Origin of the sequence: Corynebacterium sp. 13CS0277 (genome assembly GCF_002994655.1) — a bacterium.
Classification (GTDB): Bacteria; Actinomycetota; Actinomycetes; order Mycobacteriales; family Mycobacteriaceae; genus Corynebacterium.
Genome location: NZ_PPDL01000006.1, coordinates 127,553 through 141,961, shown reverse-complemented (window position 1 = coordinate 141,961; position 14,409 = coordinate 127,553). Strand labels below are relative to the sequence as shown.

Here is a 14,409-nt window from a genome sequence, read left to right as displayed (position 1 = left end):
GAGCGGATGACGAGACTCGAACTCGCGACCCTCACCTTGGCAAGGTGATGCGCTACCAACTGCGCTACATCCGCATGCTCCGATGCTCGGGCGGCTGGCCCGGCGTGGTGCGCTAAGAACATTAGACCCATTGCGTGGGTTGAGACAAATTCGCCCGCGAAAACCCAGGTCACCCGCAGAAAATGTCACCCCTGTCATTTGCCCCTGCGAGCGGTGTGGCACCAAGGAACGTCCGCGCAGGGTGTGTGACAAGGGGACGGCCCCCGGCGAATGTCGGTGGATGGCCGTGAAGCCTGGCGGTGGTGATTGTGTCTGCCCTCGGGGTGGCTGCGGCACTGGTGGAAGAATGCGCGTGCGGGGATGGGGAACGGAGGGTACCTTGCGGCATGTGCGGCCGCTGTCGGCGTTCGGTTCTTTTCGCGGAGCGCGGTGTGCTGGCGTAGTGCTGGCATGGTGCTGGCGTGGTGTGCTCCGGTAGGTGGTCGCGTGCAGGGTGGGGCGCCAATCCTTACTGTCCGCGCCTTCCCCGTCATCAAGGGGCGTACTGGCGCCGTGCATGAAGTGCGGTTTCTTCGTAGACGTGTGTCGGGTCTGTCAATCGCTCCGGGCAGTGTGCCGCCAAGGGTGGCGTGATGATGTCGTCTGGGGTGCGGGGGCATGTGTCTGCGGTGTGGTTGAGTGCGCCCGGGTGGTGGCGAAGGGGGTGTGGTGGAGGTCGTCTTGAGTGTGGTGTCGCAACTGCTTCGCTCGGCCCGCGCCATCGTCGACTGGCATCGTTGACCGTTGGCGGTTCTCGTCCTGTTGTGGACGCTGGCGCTGGTGCCGCAGCCTGGTGTGGTTGTGGTCTCTCGGAGGTGTGGGGTGGGTGAGGGTGTGTGTGCTCGGCTGGCCGGGTGATGCGGGCGGGTCGAGAAGAGGGGTAGTAGGCGGTGTGTCGTGTGACGTTTTCGTCTGTGACCTGCGCATTGGTCAAGCTGTCGAGTTCGGTGCTAATGTTTCTCCCCGAACCGCACGAGGGTGCGGCTCACAACTTCACAACAACGGTCCTATGGCTCAGTGGAAGAGCGTTCCGTTCACACCGGAAAGGTCGCTGGTTCGATCCCAGCTAGGACCACCAACTGACACAAGGCATCGCTTCGGCGGTGCCTTTCGTCGTTTCTGTCTGTCGCGGGGCAGGTTGTGTGCGTGCCGAAGCCCCATCGTGTGCGCAGGGGTGATCGTGTCCCGGGGGTGGGGGTAGCTCTCGTCGCGCTGGTCGCGGTGCTGTGTGTGGGGTGCGCGGGGGTAGCTGTCGCGGCGTTTTGTGGTGGGGTGGGAACTTCCCCACGGTTGGTGCCGACTAGTGGTGGCATGTGACATCAGCAGTGGGTGCTACCCGACTGCCCGCGCCGCACCGGTCTTCTGTCCGTAGTGCGGCGGACTATGGTGGAGCACAAGAATCCGCCATATCACTGCCGTGCGCCGCACTGCCGTGTGGGTGCGATGATCGAAGTCGTCGTTCAAAGGACTGTCGTTGTGAGTTTCTCCTCTGTCTGCCGGGCGGGCGTTGCTGCGGCGACGCTGGCCGCAGGTGTGGCCCTGGCGCCGGCTGCTGTGGCGCCGCAGGCCTTCGCCCATGACGTTGTCGTCGGCGGAAATCCCGCGGATGGGCAGACGGTGGAGGAGTTTCCCCGGGAGATCACCTTGGAGTTTTCCGGCATCCCTCAGGACAGCTTCAACACGGTGGCTGTGAGCCGGGAAGGTACCGGCGAGGTGTTGTTCAAGGGTGAGCCCGCGTTGGTCAACCAGAACGTCACCCTGGTGGTGCCGGACGGGATGGACCCGGGGCCCGGGTCCTACATCGTGGGTTTCCAGATCACCTCCTCCGATGGTCATGCGACTCGCGGAAAGACGACGTTCACCGTGGCGGGCGACAGCGACCCCGTCGCAGCGCCCGCCGGTACCGCGTCCCCGACGACGGCTGCCGGTGATGGCAGCGCGGGTGCGGTGGCGGAGGAGGATTCCGGCGCATCGGATTCTGGTGCGGGCTGGTTGCTCCCGGTGCTGCTCGGCGGCCTGGCGGTTGCTGCCCTGGTGTCCATGGCACTTGTTGTGACGAAGCGAAAGGCGTAAGAGACGCACATGTTGACGTTTGTGAAGACCGGAAAGCACACCGGGCGGCGCGTGGCCGTGGCGGTATCTGTGGCGGCACTGGCCCTGGCTGGGTGCTCCAACTCTGAGACCGACTCCGAGAAGAAGGTAGAGACAGCCACGGGCGTGGAGGCGCCGGCACCGGCGACCAGTTCCGTGAAGTCCACGACCGCGACCGCGGGTGCGGTGACGCTGACCGACGGTTACGTCAAGGCGAAGCCGGCGGAGAAGTCCATGACCGCGATTTTCGGTGTGCTGAGCAACGACACCGACACCGACCGCACGATCACGGGCTTCTCGACCTCCCTTGGCCAGGCCTCCTACGAAATCCACGAGGTCGTGGATGGGCAGATGCGGGAGAAGACCAGTGGCGTGGAACTGCCTGCCGGTGGTTCCGTCACCCTGGCCCCCGGTGGCGATCACTTCATGATCATGGGCTACGACGCCCCCATTGAGGCAGGCGACGCCATCACCGTGACGTTGATGTTTGCCGACGGCACCCAGGAGGCCGTGGGTAGTGTCCCGGTGCGCACCATTGCTGCAGGCCAGGAGAACTACGGTGCCGGCGGCCTGGAGGCCAACAACGGCATGTCTGAGGCACCCGCCCCGGCCCACCAGCACGGCTAAACTCCCGCGTATCGCGCGAAAGCAGCACAGGACTTGGAGGCGGCTGCGCAGCCGCCCCCAAGGTCCGTGCGGGCCCGCATTCTCTTCTTCGTCCTATTTCTCATTTTTCCTTTTCTCTCTCTTTCTCTTTCTCTTTTTCTTCTCTCTACTTTGCTTTTTGCTCTTCTTCGTCGTGTGAAACCCACCCGCCGTGGCGTCCACGACCCGCAGCCCACACCCGCAGGTTGTCCGTGCGTGCGTGGGTGCTGCGGGCGCGAGCGCTGCGGCTGTGACCTTGATGAAGGGAAGTGTGTTGTCCGCCATGGCGACCACACCATCCATGCCCGAACAGTCTTTTCCCGCCCACGGCACGGCCGGCGGGCGGCTGAGCCGCCGCAGCTTCCTCACGGGGGCCGGCCTGTCGGTCGCCGGGGCGGCCGCCGCGAGTGCCGCGGCCTGCGCCACTGACGAGCCTGCGCAGCAGTCGGCGGACGCCGTCCTCGTGGAGACCGTCGGCCTGTCGCGGGTGCCCTTCGACGGGCCGCACCAAGCGGGCATTGCGACGCCCGCGCAGGCGCACCTCAACCTCGTGGCTTTCCAGGTGCGGGCCGGGGTCGATGCGGCGGGTGTGCAGCGCCTGCTGCGCTTGTGGACGCAGGACGCCCGCCGACTCACCCAGGGGCAGGCCCCTTTGGGTGACCTGGAACCGGAGATGGTGACCAGCCCCGCGAACCTCACCATCACCTGCGGGTTCGGCCCCCGCCTGTTCGACATCATCGGCAAGCCTGAGGCGCGGCCGGAGTGGCTGCACCCCATCGAGGCGTTTTCCCGCGACGAACTCGACGAGCGCTACGGCGAGGCCGACCTCGTCCTGCAGCTGTGCTGTGATGATCCGCTGACGCTCTCGCACGCGACTCGACACATGATTCGCAGCGGCATTGACTACGTGACGACCGCGTGGCTGCAGCAAGGGTTTTTGACCCCGCCCGGGCACGCCCCGGAGGAAACGCCCCGCAATCTTTTCGGCCTCAAGGACGGCACCGTCAATCCGCGCACCCCGGAGGAACTCGACGCGGTGGTGTGGATCGATGCCCCCGAGGCGTGGCTGCGGGGCGGCAGCTGCATGGTGGTGCGCCGCATCGCGATGAACATGGACACCTGGGAGATCCTCGACCGCGCCTCCCGGGAGGTGGCGTTCGGCCGCACCCTCGACAGCGGTGCCCCGCTGACAGGCACCGACGAGTTCGATGCTGCCGACTTCGATGCCACCGACTCCTACGGGCTGCCGATCATTGACCCGATGAGCCACATGGCGCGGTCGACGAACCCGGCCGACCGGCCGGGGGAGAAGATCCTGCGGCGGGCCTACAACTACGACGAGGCCCCCATCCCCGGCAGCGAGGAGACCTCGAACTCTGGGCTGGTGTTCATCTGCTACCAGAAGAACCCGGATGAGCAGTTCACCCCCATCCAGCGGCGGCTCAACGACGGTGACCGGCTCAACCAGTGGATCACCCACACCGGCTCCGCGGTGTTTGTCATGCCGGCCGGGGTGGAGGAATCCTCCGCCACCGACTCCTACTGGGGGCAGCCGCTGTTCGAGGCCTGATCCGCAGGTCGTCGCCCCCAGTGGTCGCCGCTGCCCACGCGCCAACACTCTTCGGCGTGGGGTAGCGGGCCGGGGCGGGGTGGCGGGCAGGAGGCCGCGCGGCATCGGGGTGGGGTGCCGCTCGTGTCCGGGCGTTCGCTCGGCGGTACCCCGGGTGGGCTTGGGTGTGTGGGGTGTCGGGGTGGTGGGGGTAGGATGAGCACAGCCCGCACCCTGCGCCGACGCCTGTCACGTCCGCGCGCCCGGGCCTCACGCGATGTGACGGCTGGGAGTGTGCGGGACGCACAATGTTTTGTCGTGAGGCGGCCAGGTATGTCGTCATCACCCGAGAGCTCAAGTAAGGAGCACCCCACCCCGTGTGCATCACCGATCAGCCCGAGCGTGAGTTCGCGCCGTTCCTCGTCCCCGCCGGCACCGCCGTCGGCGCCGCCATGCGCGAGCTGGAACTGCCGAACAAGGGGCCGGAGGCCATCGTCTGCGTCAAGGACGCCGACGGCAATCTCAAGGACCTGTCCTTCGTGCCCGACACCGAAGGGGAATTCACCCCGGTGCCGGCGAACACTGAGGAAGGCCGCGCGGTCATCCGCCACTCCTGCACCCACGTGCTGGCGCAGGCGGTGCAGGCCGAATTCCCGGGCACGAAGCTCGGCATCGGCCCCGCCATCGACAACGGCTTCTACTACGATTTTGATGCGGCCGAGCCCTTCACCCCGGAGGATCTTCAGCGCATCGAAAAGCGCATGAAGAAGATCATCAAGCAGGGCCAGAAGTTCGAGCGCCGCGTCTACGCCTCCGCCGAGGAGGCGCGGGAAGCGCTGGCGCACGAGCCGTACAAGCTCGAGCTGATCGAGGACAAGGGCAATGTGGACCCGAACTCGGAGGAAGCCACCGAGGTCGGCGCAGGCGAGCTCACCGGCTACTACAACCTCAACCCCCGCAGCGGCGAGGTGGAGTGGTACGACCTGTGCCGCGGCCCGCACGTGCCGACGACGAAGTACATTCCCGCCTTCGCGCTGACGCGCTCCTCGGCGGCGTATTGGCGCGGCGACCAGTCGAAGGCTGGCCTGCAGCGCATCTACGGCACCGCCTGGGAGTCGAAGGAGGCCCTCGAGGCCTACCAGCACATGCTCGCCGAGGCGGAGAAGCGTGATCACCGCCGCCTGGGCACCGAGCTGGACCTGTTCAGCTTCCCCGACGAGATCGGCTCCGGCTTCCCGGTGTTCCACCCCAACGGCGGCATCGTCCGCATGGAGATGGAAGACCACTCCCGCCGCCGCCACATCGCCTCCGGGTACTCCTTCGTCAACACCCCGCACCTGACCAAGGGCGACCTGTTTAAGAAGTCCGGCCACCTGGACTTCTACGCCGATGGCATGTTCCCCCCGATGCAGCTCGACGGCGAGTACGACGCGGACGGCCACTGCACGAAGCAGCCCCAGGACTACTACGCGAAGCCGATGAACTGCCCGATGCACAACCTCATCTTCGCGTCCCGGGGGCGGTCCTACCGTGAGCTGCCGCTGCGCCTGTTCGAGTTCGGTACCGTCTACCGCTACGAGAAGTCCGGTGTCATCCACGGGCTGACCCGTGCCCGCGGCTTCACCCAGGACGATGCGCACATCTACTGCACCGAGGAGCAGCTCGAGGCGGAGCTGACCTCCGTGCTGGAGTTCATCATCTCCCTGCTGCGCGACTACGGTCTCGACGACTTTTACCTGGAGCTGTCTACCAAGGACGAGGGCAAGTTCGTCGGCTCCGATGAGATTTGGGAGAAGTCCACCGCGATCTTGCAGCGCGTGGCCGACAACTCCGGGCTGGACCTGGTGCCGGATCCGGGTGGCGCGGCGTTCTACGGGCCGAAGATTTCCGTCCAGGCCCGCGACGCCATTGGGCGCACCTGGCAGATGTCGACCGTGCAGCTGGACTTCAACCTGCCGGAGCGTTTTAACCTGGAGTACACCGACTCCGACGGTTCCAAGAAGCGCCCAATCATGATCCACCGCGCCCTGTTCGGCTCCATCGAGCGCTTCTTCGGCGTGCTGCTCGAGCACTACGCCGGCGCGTTCCCCGCCTGGTTGGCCCCGCAGCAGGTCGTCGGCATTCCCGTCGCTGAGGCGTTCTCCCCGCACCTGGAGGAGATCACCGCCCGCCTGCGGGAACGTGGCATCCGCGCCACCGTGGACACCAGCGATGACCGCATGCAGAAGAAGATCCGCAACCACACCACCGGCAAGGTGCCGTTCATGCTGCTCGCCGGTGCCCGCGATGTGGAGGCCGGCGCGGTGAGCTTCCGCTTCCTCGACGGCACCCAGGTCAACGGGGTGCCCGTCGATGAGGCTGTCGACCTCATCACCCGCTGGGTGAGCGAGCGTCGCAACGAGCAGCCGAGCGAGGACACGCTCCGCAGCTAACCCCCGGCGCCCGCAGCGCCCACCCCCGACGCCTGGAGCGTCCTTGGGGTGGGCCTGCGGGTGCACGCGTGCGTGGTGGGCGCGGGCGCTGCGGCGGGCGTGCTGCGGCGGGGCGCGCTGGTGTTCCCGGTGGCCAGTCTGGGGTGTTTGATTCGGGGCGCAGGAGGCGACGGTGGGGTAGGTTGGGAACACGTGACGGCGTCCCTTCGCGTCCCTGGTGCGCGCCCCTGCTGTGGGTGGTGCGCGGGTGATGAGATGCGGTGGGGCGTAGGAAGTTGACTTCTTTTTTCGGCGGAAGGCCAAACGTGGACACGATGGATAACACCCCGGCGGCGCCGGAGGATCCCGGCACCCTGGAACAGCAGGGGCTGGGGATCCCCGATCGCCTCGAGCGGCTGTGGACCCCCTACCGCATGCACTACATCACCGACGCCCCGAAAACGCAGGGCGGGCAGCGCAGCAACCCCTTCGTGGAGGTGCCGAAGCTCTCCGACGAGGAGGGGCTCATCGTTGCCCGCGGGGAGCTGGTGTACTGCGTGCTCAATCTCTACCCCTACAACTCGGGTCACATGCTCGTCGTGCCCTACCGTGAGGTCGACCAGTTGGAGGACTTGACGGATGCGGAATCCGCCGAGCTCTTCGCCTTCGGGCAGCACGCGATCCGCGCGCTGAAGAAGGTGTCCCGCCCGCAGGGCATCAATGTCGGCTTCAACCTGGGGCACTCCTCCGGGGGCAGTGTGCGCCAGCACCTGCACATGCACGTCGTGCCCCGCTGGGCGGGCGACTCGAGCTTTATCACCATCATTGATGGGGTCAAGGTGCTCCCGCAGATGCTGGGGCAGACCCGCGCGCTGCTGGCGGAAGCCTGGGTGGCGACGAAGGGCCCGGGGGTGAGCGTTGTTTAGCTCCTCTGCGCGCGGCGCCGTGTCGACGGTGGTGGATCCGATCGCGTCCCGCCTGGTGCGGGCCGGGGTGACGCCGAACCAGGTGACGGTGGCCGGCACGGCGCTGGCCGTCCTGGTGGCGGTAACGCTCATCCCCACCGGCCACCTGCTGGCCGCGGCGATCATCACCGGCCTGTTTGCTGCCTTCGACTTGTTGGATGGGACGATGGCCCGCATGCGGGGCGGCGGCACGGCCTATGGTGCGACACTCGATGCCTCGTGTGATCGGGTGGCGGATGGGGCGCTGTTCGGCGCCATCGTGTGGTGGATGGTCTACACCTACCAGCCGCACCGTGCGACGGTCGCCGCCGCCCTGGTGGTGCTCGTCGCCAGCCAGGTGATTTCCTACGTCAAGGCCCGCGGTGAAGCCGGCGGGCTGCGCATGGGCGGCGGGCTCATCGAGCGCGCGGAGCGCCTCGTCGGTGGCCTCGTGGGCCTGGGGCTCACGGGCCTCGGCGTGCCCTACGCCATCGACGTGGCGATCTGGGTGCTGGCCTGCGGTTCCGTGATCACCGTCTACCAGCGGCTGCGGCAGGCGGCGACCTCGCCGGGGGCGGGCAGTGCGGTGGCCGCGCCGAAAGGCGCGAAAGAGTACCCCACCCGATGAGTACTGGCGCGCAGGGCGCGGGTGCCCGCTGGCGGCGGGCGGTGGCGGCACGGCAGTGGGATGCCGCAGCCTACCTGGCGGGGTGGGCGCTTGTCGGGGCGCTGCCGGAGCGCTTGGCCTATCGGCTGGCCCGCTGGGCGGGCGCTGTGGCCGCCCGCCGGGCGGATAATACCCAGCTGCGCAAGAACTTAGCCCGCCCACTGTCAGTGGACCCCGCCCAGGTCACGCAGGAGGATTTGCGTGCCGCGTGGCAGTCCTATGCCCGCTACTGGGTGGAGGCGTTCCGCCTACCACGGCTTGTCCGTGGCGCTGAGTCCGGGGCGCTCGCCGCGCGCCTGGAGCGCAGCATCCGCGGCGTGGAGCACCTCGACGCGGCCCGTGCGGCCGGGCGTGGGGTCATCATCGTGCTCACCCACTCCGGCAACTGGGATATGGCGGGCGTGTGGCTGGTGGGCCACGCCGGTGGATTCACCACCGTCGCGGAACGCCTCCGCCCCGAGGTGTTGTTTGATGCTTTCGTCGACTACCGCACCTCCCTCGGATTCGAGGTGCTGGGCCACACGGGCTCCGCGGTGCCCGTCATGGACACCCTGGCGGAACGCCTGCGCGCCGGCGGCATCGTGTGCCTGCTGGGGGAGAGGGATCTCTCCGGGCGGGGTGTTGCGGTGCCGCTGCTGGGGGAGACCGCCCACGTGCCGACGGGTGCGGCCCGCCTGCACCGGGACACCGGTGCGGTGGTGCTCACCGCGGACGTGTTTTTCACCCCTCCTGCGACGCGCGCTGCGGGTCGTGGTGTGCGCCCAGGCTGGGGGATGGAGGTCCGTTCCCCGGTGGAGGTCGCCGACCCGAGCGATATCACCGCGATGACGGCGGCCATCATGGCGCAGCTGGGTGAGGGGCTTCGCCGCCACCCCCACGACTGGCACATGCTGCAGCCGGTGTTTGACGCGGATGTCGATCAGGACCGCCTGGCGGCCCGCCGGGCGCGCGCCGACGTCCCGGAGGAGCGCCCATGACGAGCCCGCAGGATCACCCCAAGATCCCGGCAGGACAACAGGCGTCCCCCGCGCCCGCCCCGCTGGCCGCAGCTGCTGCGGAGCAGCGCCTGCGCATCGGGATTGTGTGCCCCTACTCCTTCGACGAACCCGGAGGGGTGCAAGCCCACATCCTTGACCTGGCGGAGTATTTCCTTGCCCAGGGGCACGTGGTGCGGGTGCTGGGGCCGTGCTCTGCGGAGACCCAGGTACCCGACTTCGTCGTCAAGGGCGGGCCGAGTATCCCGATCCCCTACAACGGTTCCGTCGCCCGCTTAAGCATCGGCCCCCAGGTGCGCCGCAATATCCGCACCTTCATCGAGGAGGGCCAGTTCGATGTGGTGCACGTCCACGAGCCGAACTCGCCCTCGTACTCGATGGCGACGCTGGTGCTGTGCGAGGGGCCCATCGTGGCCACCTACCACGCATCGTCCTCGAAGTCGGTGCTGCTAAAGGTGGCATACCCGGCGCTCAAGCCGATCCTGGAGAAGGTCCACGGCGGTATTGCCGTCAGCGAGATGGCCCGCCGCTGGCAGGTCGAACAGGTCGGCAGCGACCCGGTGCTCATCCCCAACGGGGTGGATACTCGCCGCTTTGCGGCGGCCGCCACGGCTGTGGAGGACTATGCCCGCCGCGGCCGCAGCATCGTGTTCTTAGGCCGCATCGACGAGCAACGCAAAGGTCTCGACGTGCTGCTGCCGGCGTTTGCTGCCGTGCGGGAGGTGTTTCCCGACGCCACCCTCACCGTCATCGGTGCGGGCACCCCACGCCCCCAGGACGGGGTGCGCTACGTCGGCCGCGTCGACGAGGACGAGAAGGCGCGCCTGCTGGGCCAGGCGGCCGTGTACTGCGCGCCGAACCTGGGCGGGGAGAGCTTCGGCATCGTCCTCGTGGAGGCGATGGCCAGCGGGGCGTGCGTCGTGGCCTCCGACTTGGAGGCCTTCGTCGACGTCGCCGAAGGGAGCAGCGAGACCCCTGCGGCCCGGCTGTTTCCCACCGGCGACGTGCGGGCACTCGCGGACACCCTCATTGAGGTGCTGGGCAACCCGGAGGCGGCGAGTGCTCTCGCGGCCCGTGGCCGGGTGCGAGCCCGCCGCTTCGACTGGTCGCGCGTCGCCGAGGACATCTTCGGCGTCTACCAGACGGTGGCGGGCTCCGGGCCGGTGACCTTCAGCCGCGCCCGCGCCGCCGACCTCTAACCCCACGGGGCGCGTGCTGCCTGGGCCCCGCCTGGGCCCGTAGTCGGGGTTGCCGGTTGAAACCGGCCACGCTGCTAGGAACAATGGGGCCGGTGAACGCCACCACCATCCTTGTTGCCCTCAGCGTCGCCGTCGTCGTCATGATTGCCACGTGGGCGATCCTCACCGCGCAGCGCCTCAACCGGCTGCACATCCGCACCGATGCCCGCATCGCCGCCCTCGAGGCGGCACTCCTGCACCGCGCGGGGCTGGTGGAAATGGCGTGCCCTGAGGCCCGCGATGCCGCCCGGCGGGCAGCCCACACCCCACTGTCGACCACCGGGGTGCGGCAGCGCTCGCTCGCGGAGCGGGAACTCAACGAGGTGGTGCGGGGGACGGCGGCGGACGGGGATCCGCTCATCCTGGCCGCCACCACCCGCGTGGAGCTGGCCGTGCGGTTCTACAACGAGGCGGTGCGGGATACCCGGGCGATGCGGCTGCGCCCGCTGGTGCGTCTGTTGGCGCTCGGCGGGCGGGCGCCGATGCCGGAATTCTACGAAGTCATCATCGACGCCTATGGTGTGGCCGCCGACGAGGAGGACTAGTGGAGGCGTCGCGCCGGTGGCGCGGTGCGCGGGTGCGAAGCGGCCTGGTGGCCGCGTGCCGGTGCGGGGTGGTCTCATGGGGGTAGTGCGTGGGGGAGGGGCTGTGGTGGCTCGCGCGCGGCGTGTGTCGTCTACTATGGGCGTAGTTCAATTCACCCTTTATCAGTCCCCAAGGAGCACACCCCAGTCGTGTCCAACCTCAACGAGAACGAAAACATCGACGCCGTGGCGGCGCTGGGTACCGACCGCGTCAAGCTGACGCTGGCAGAGAACCTGAAGAACGGCGTCATCATGGACGTCGTCAACCCGGAGCAGGCCCGCATCGCCGAGGATGCCGGCGCCGTGGCCGTCATGGCGCTGGAGCGTGTGCCCGCCGACATCCGCGCGGAGGGCGGCGTGAGCCGCATGTCCGACCCGGAGATGATCCAGGGGATCCAGGAGGCTGTCAGCATCCCGGTCATGGCGAAGGCCCGCATCGGCCACTTCGTCGAGGCCCAGGTGCTGCAGGCCCTCGGCGTGGACTTCATCGACGAGTCTGAGGTGCTCAGCCCCGCCGATTACACCAACCACATCGACAAGCGCACCTTCACCACCCCCTTCGTGTGCGGTGCCACCAACCTCGGTGAGGCGCTGCGCCGCATCAACGAGGGCGCGATGATGATCCGCTCCAAGGGCGAGGCCGGCACCGGTGACGTGTCCAACGCGGTCACCCACATGCGCACCATCCGCGCGGAGATCGCCCGCCTGACCTCCATGGCCGACGACGAGCTGTTCGTCGCCGCGAAGGAACTGCAGGCCCCCTACGAGCTCGTCGCGTACGTTGCTCGCACGGGTCACCTGCCGGTGCCGCTGTTTACCGCCGGCGGTATCGCCACCCCGGCCGACGCGGCCATGATGGTGCAGTTGGGCGCCGAGGGCGTGTTCGTCGGCTCCGGCATCTTCAAGTCTGGCGACCCCGTCAAGCGTGCCAAGGCCATCGTGGAGGCCGCCCTCAACGCCGATGACCCGGAGGTCATCGCGCGCGTGTCCACCGGCCTCGGGGAGGCCATGGTGGGCCTCAACGTCGACGAGATTCCTGAGCCGCACCGTCTCGCAGAGCGCGGCTGGTAACACCTCAGCACGGCGCTGGGCGTGGAGCCCGCAGCAGTGCTTCTGACACCCCGTCCCGGGTGTGGTTGACCGCCACGCCCCGGGCGGGGTGTTGTGCTTGTCCGTGGCTACCTGGGGTGTGCCGGGGGTGGTCGACGTGCTGCACTGAGAGGCACATCACCGCTACAGTGGGGCCCACGCGCACCACTGCGCGCCGCGGTCCCAGCTGCCGGCGCGGGTGGGTTGTTCTTCCCTGTTTTCCCTTCTTCGTGGCGGTGACGGCCCGCGCAGCCGATGTCGCCCTCCGGATTCTGTGACGCTCAAGGTGACCTGCCCACAATGACCAACACTCAGCCCGACCACGCCCCCGCAGCCGATGTCGCGAAGGATGCGACCGGAAAGATTTTCTCCGTGCTTGACGTGGAGCAGATCGACCGCGATATTTTCCGCGGCCCCGTCGTCAGCTCCCTGCTGCAACGCACCTTCGGTGGCCAGGTGGCCGCCCAAACACTGGTGGCGGCGACCCGCACCGTCGACCCGGCGTACAAGGTGCACTCGCTCCACGGCTACTTCGTCGCCCCCGGCAAGTCGGATATGCCGACCACCTTCCTCGTGGACCGCATCCGCGACGGCCGGAGTTTTGCCTCCCGGCAGGTCAAGGCGGTGCAGGACGGCCGGGCGATTTTCATCATGCAGGCCAGTTTCCACCGCGACGGCGATACCGGCATTGAGCACTCGGACATCATGCGCACGGTGCCGGACCCGGAGGACATCGTCATGGATGTCTCCACCTTGCGGGCGAACACCCAGATCCTGCTGGAGGAGTGGTCCGACTGGGACATTCGGGTCGTCCCCAGCGACCAGTTCGTCCACAACCCCTACAGCCCCAGCCAGCAGGTGGTGTGGTTCCGTTCCAAGGCGCACCTGCCGGACGACGACACGTTCCACGTGTGCACCCTGGCCTACATGTCGGATATGACGCTGCTGCATTCGGCGCTGGTGCCCCACGAGGGGGTGGAGGTGCAGGAGGCGAGCCTCGACCACGCGATGTGGTTCCTGCGCCCCTTCCGGGCGGATGAGTGGTTGCTCTACGACCAGGTGTCCCCCTCGGCGGCGAACGGGCGGGCTCTCACCCACGGCCGGATTTTTGACCGGCAGGGCAACCTGGTGGCAGTCGTCACCCAGGAGGGGTTGTCGCGCACCCTGGCCCCGGGGGTGCCCTCCCTGCCGTTCACCCCGGAGGCGAAAGAGTAGGAGCGCCCGGCGGCCCACGCAGGTGGCCCGCCAGGGTGTACAGTGAGCCAGTCCACCCCGCCGACGTGTCGTTGTGCGGGGGCATTCGTCGTTGACGCCGGGGCGCACAGCCGTCGCAGGACAGCTGCGCGCGCACTCCGGCACCATGGTCCACCAAGGGAAGAAGGTCTGCGCCAGTCATGCTCGTCGGAGTGCTCGCCATGCAGGGCGGTATCGAAGAACACATTGCCATCCTGGAACGCCTCGGCGTGACGTGGCGGCGGGTCAAGCGCCCGGAACACCTCGAAGAGGTGGAGGCGATCATCCTCCCCGGGGGTGAATCCACGACGATGAGCAAGCTGCTCGTCACCAACGGCCTGATGCAGCCCCTGCAGGCCGCGATCGACAATGGGCTGCCGGTCTTCGGCACCTGCGCGGGGCTGATCCTGCTGGCCCGGGAGGTTGTCAACACCCGGGAGGATGCGCAGCAGTTCGCCGCCATCGACATGGTGGTCCGCCGCAACGCTTTCGGCCGACAGAACGACTCCTTCGAAGTCGCGCTCACGTTCCCTGGGATTGATTCCCCGGTGGATGCGCTGTTTATCCGCGCGCCCTGGGTGGAGGAGATTGGCCCGGACGTGGAGGTGCTGGCCCGGGTGCCCAGCGGGGAGCACAAGGGCATGATTGTGGGTGTGCGGCAGGGGCACGCGATGGCGATCTCCTTCCACCCCGAGTCTGCGGGGGAGACCCGGATCCACGAGCTCTTCCTCGACCACGCCCGCACGTGCGCGGTGGTGGCCCACGCCGACGGCAGCGTCACCCAGGCCTAGCCTGTGGAGTTGACGCCGCTCACGCTCGGGCGCCCCGGGCCGCTATAGTGGACACTCGTACACACCCGCGCAGCAGCTGTGAGGGCACCCGCCGACCCCGCCGCCTCCTTGAGGGGTGGCCGGCGACGAGCGC

The 14,409-nt window shown here is 68.1% G+C and carries 13 protein-coding genes and 2 tRNA genes; 13 read left to right on the top strand and 2 right to left on the bottom strand.

Going from position 1 to position 14,409, the window contains the following annotated elements:
* Position 1: 1 nt before the first annotated feature.
* Positions 2–74: transfer RNA gene (locus C1Y63_RS03855), tRNA-Gly, on the bottom strand.
* 968 nt (positions 75–1,042) lie between these two features.
* Between C1Y63_RS03855 and C1Y63_RS03850 the strand changes: the two genes are divergently transcribed.
* The 3 genes from C1Y63_RS03850 to C1Y63_RS03840 all read left to right on the top strand — a co-directional run bounded on the left by C1Y63_RS03850 (position 1,043) and on the right by C1Y63_RS03840 (position 2,757).
* Positions 1,043–1,117, top strand: a tRNA-Val gene (locus C1Y63_RS03850).
* Positions 1,118–1,515: 398 nt separating this feature from the next.
* A complete protein-coding gene (locus C1Y63_RS03845; protein WP_233195565.1) occupies positions 1,516–2,112 on the top strand; it encodes a copper resistance CopC family protein in 597 nt (198 codons plus the stop codon).
* Between the two features lie 9 nt (positions 2,113–2,121).
* Positions 2,122–2,757: a copper chaperone PCu(A)C gene (locus C1Y63_RS03840; RefSeq protein WP_106015136.1), complete on the top strand. Its 636-nt coding sequence runs from the start codon at positions 2,122–2,124 to the stop codon at positions 2,755–2,757.
* A 93-nt stretch (positions 2,758–2,850) separates the two neighbouring features.
* Here the strand turns inward: C1Y63_RS03840 and C1Y63_RS12485 are convergent, their stop codons facing one another.
* Positions 2,851–3,078 (bottom strand): hypothetical protein, encoded by a 228-nt coding sequence (locus C1Y63_RS12485; protein WP_146128850.1) that lies wholly within the window; start codon positions 3,076–3,078, stop codon positions 2,851–2,853.
* Between C1Y63_RS12485 and C1Y63_RS03835 the strand changes: the two genes are divergently transcribed.
* The 10 genes from C1Y63_RS03835 (at position 3,077) to pdxT (ending at position 14,276) form a co-directional block, all read left to right on the top strand.
* On the top strand, positions 3,077–4,345 hold the full coding sequence (locus tag C1Y63_RS03835) for a Dyp-type peroxidase (RefSeq protein ID WP_106015135.1): 1,269 nt from the start codon (positions 3,077–3,079) through the stop codon (positions 4,343–4,345). The genes C1Y63_RS12485 and C1Y63_RS03835 overlap by 2 nt on opposite strands.
* 431 nt (positions 4,346–4,776) lie before the next feature.
* A complete protein-coding gene (thrS, locus tag C1Y63_RS03830; RefSeq protein ID WP_106015155.1) occupies positions 4,777–6,756 on the top strand; it encodes a threonine--tRNA ligase in 1,980 nt (659 codons plus the stop codon).
* Positions 6,757–7,070: 314 nt separating this feature from the next.
* Positions 7,071–7,661 carry an HIT domain-containing protein gene (locus tag C1Y63_RS03825; RefSeq protein ID WP_106015154.1) on the top strand — a complete coding sequence of 197 codons (591 nt, stop codon included), beginning with the start codon at positions 7,071–7,073 and terminating at the stop codon, positions 7,659–7,661.
* Positions 7,654–8,307 carry a phosphatidylinositol phosphate synthase gene (gene pgsA, locus C1Y63_RS03820; protein ID WP_106015134.1) on the top strand — a complete coding sequence of 218 codons (654 nt, stop codon included), beginning with the start codon at positions 7,654–7,656 and terminating at the stop codon, positions 8,305–8,307. Before C1Y63_RS03825 ends, pgsA begins: the two co-directional genes overlap by 8 nt.
* A complete protein-coding gene (locus C1Y63_RS03815; RefSeq protein WP_106015133.1) occupies positions 8,304–9,323 on the top strand; it encodes a phosphatidylinositol mannoside acyltransferase in 1,020 nt (339 codons plus the stop codon). The genes pgsA and C1Y63_RS03815 overlap by 4 nt, the downstream gene beginning before the upstream one ends.
* 89 nt (positions 9,324–9,412) lie before the next feature.
* Positions 9,413–10,540, top strand: a complete 1,128-nt coding sequence (locus C1Y63_RS03810) for a glycosyltransferase family 4 protein (protein ID WP_106015153.1) — start codon at positions 9,413–9,415, stop codon at positions 10,538–10,540.
* Between the two features lie 92 nt (positions 10,541–10,632).
* Entirely contained in the window at positions 10,633–11,124 is a 492-nt protein-coding gene (locus C1Y63_RS03805; RefSeq protein ID WP_233195564.1) for a hypothetical protein, read from the top strand.
* 189 nt (positions 11,125–11,313) lie between these two features.
* Positions 11,314–12,234, top strand: a complete 921-nt coding sequence (gene pdxS / locus C1Y63_RS03800; RefSeq protein ID WP_304481692.1) for a pyridoxal 5'-phosphate synthase lyase subunit PdxS — start codon at positions 11,314–11,316, stop codon at positions 12,232–12,234.
* Positions 12,235–12,552: 318 nt separating this feature from the next.
* Positions 12,553–13,467, top strand: a complete 915-nt coding sequence (locus C1Y63_RS03795; protein WP_106015132.1) for an acyl-CoA thioesterase II — start codon at positions 12,553–12,555, stop codon at positions 13,465–13,467.
* A gap of 179 nt (positions 13,468–13,646) precedes the next feature.
* A complete protein-coding gene (pdxT, locus tag C1Y63_RS03790; RefSeq protein WP_106015131.1) occupies positions 13,647–14,276 on the top strand; it encodes a pyridoxal 5'-phosphate synthase glutaminase subunit PdxT in 630 nt (209 codons plus the stop codon).
* Positions 14,277–14,409: the final 133 nt, after the last annotated feature.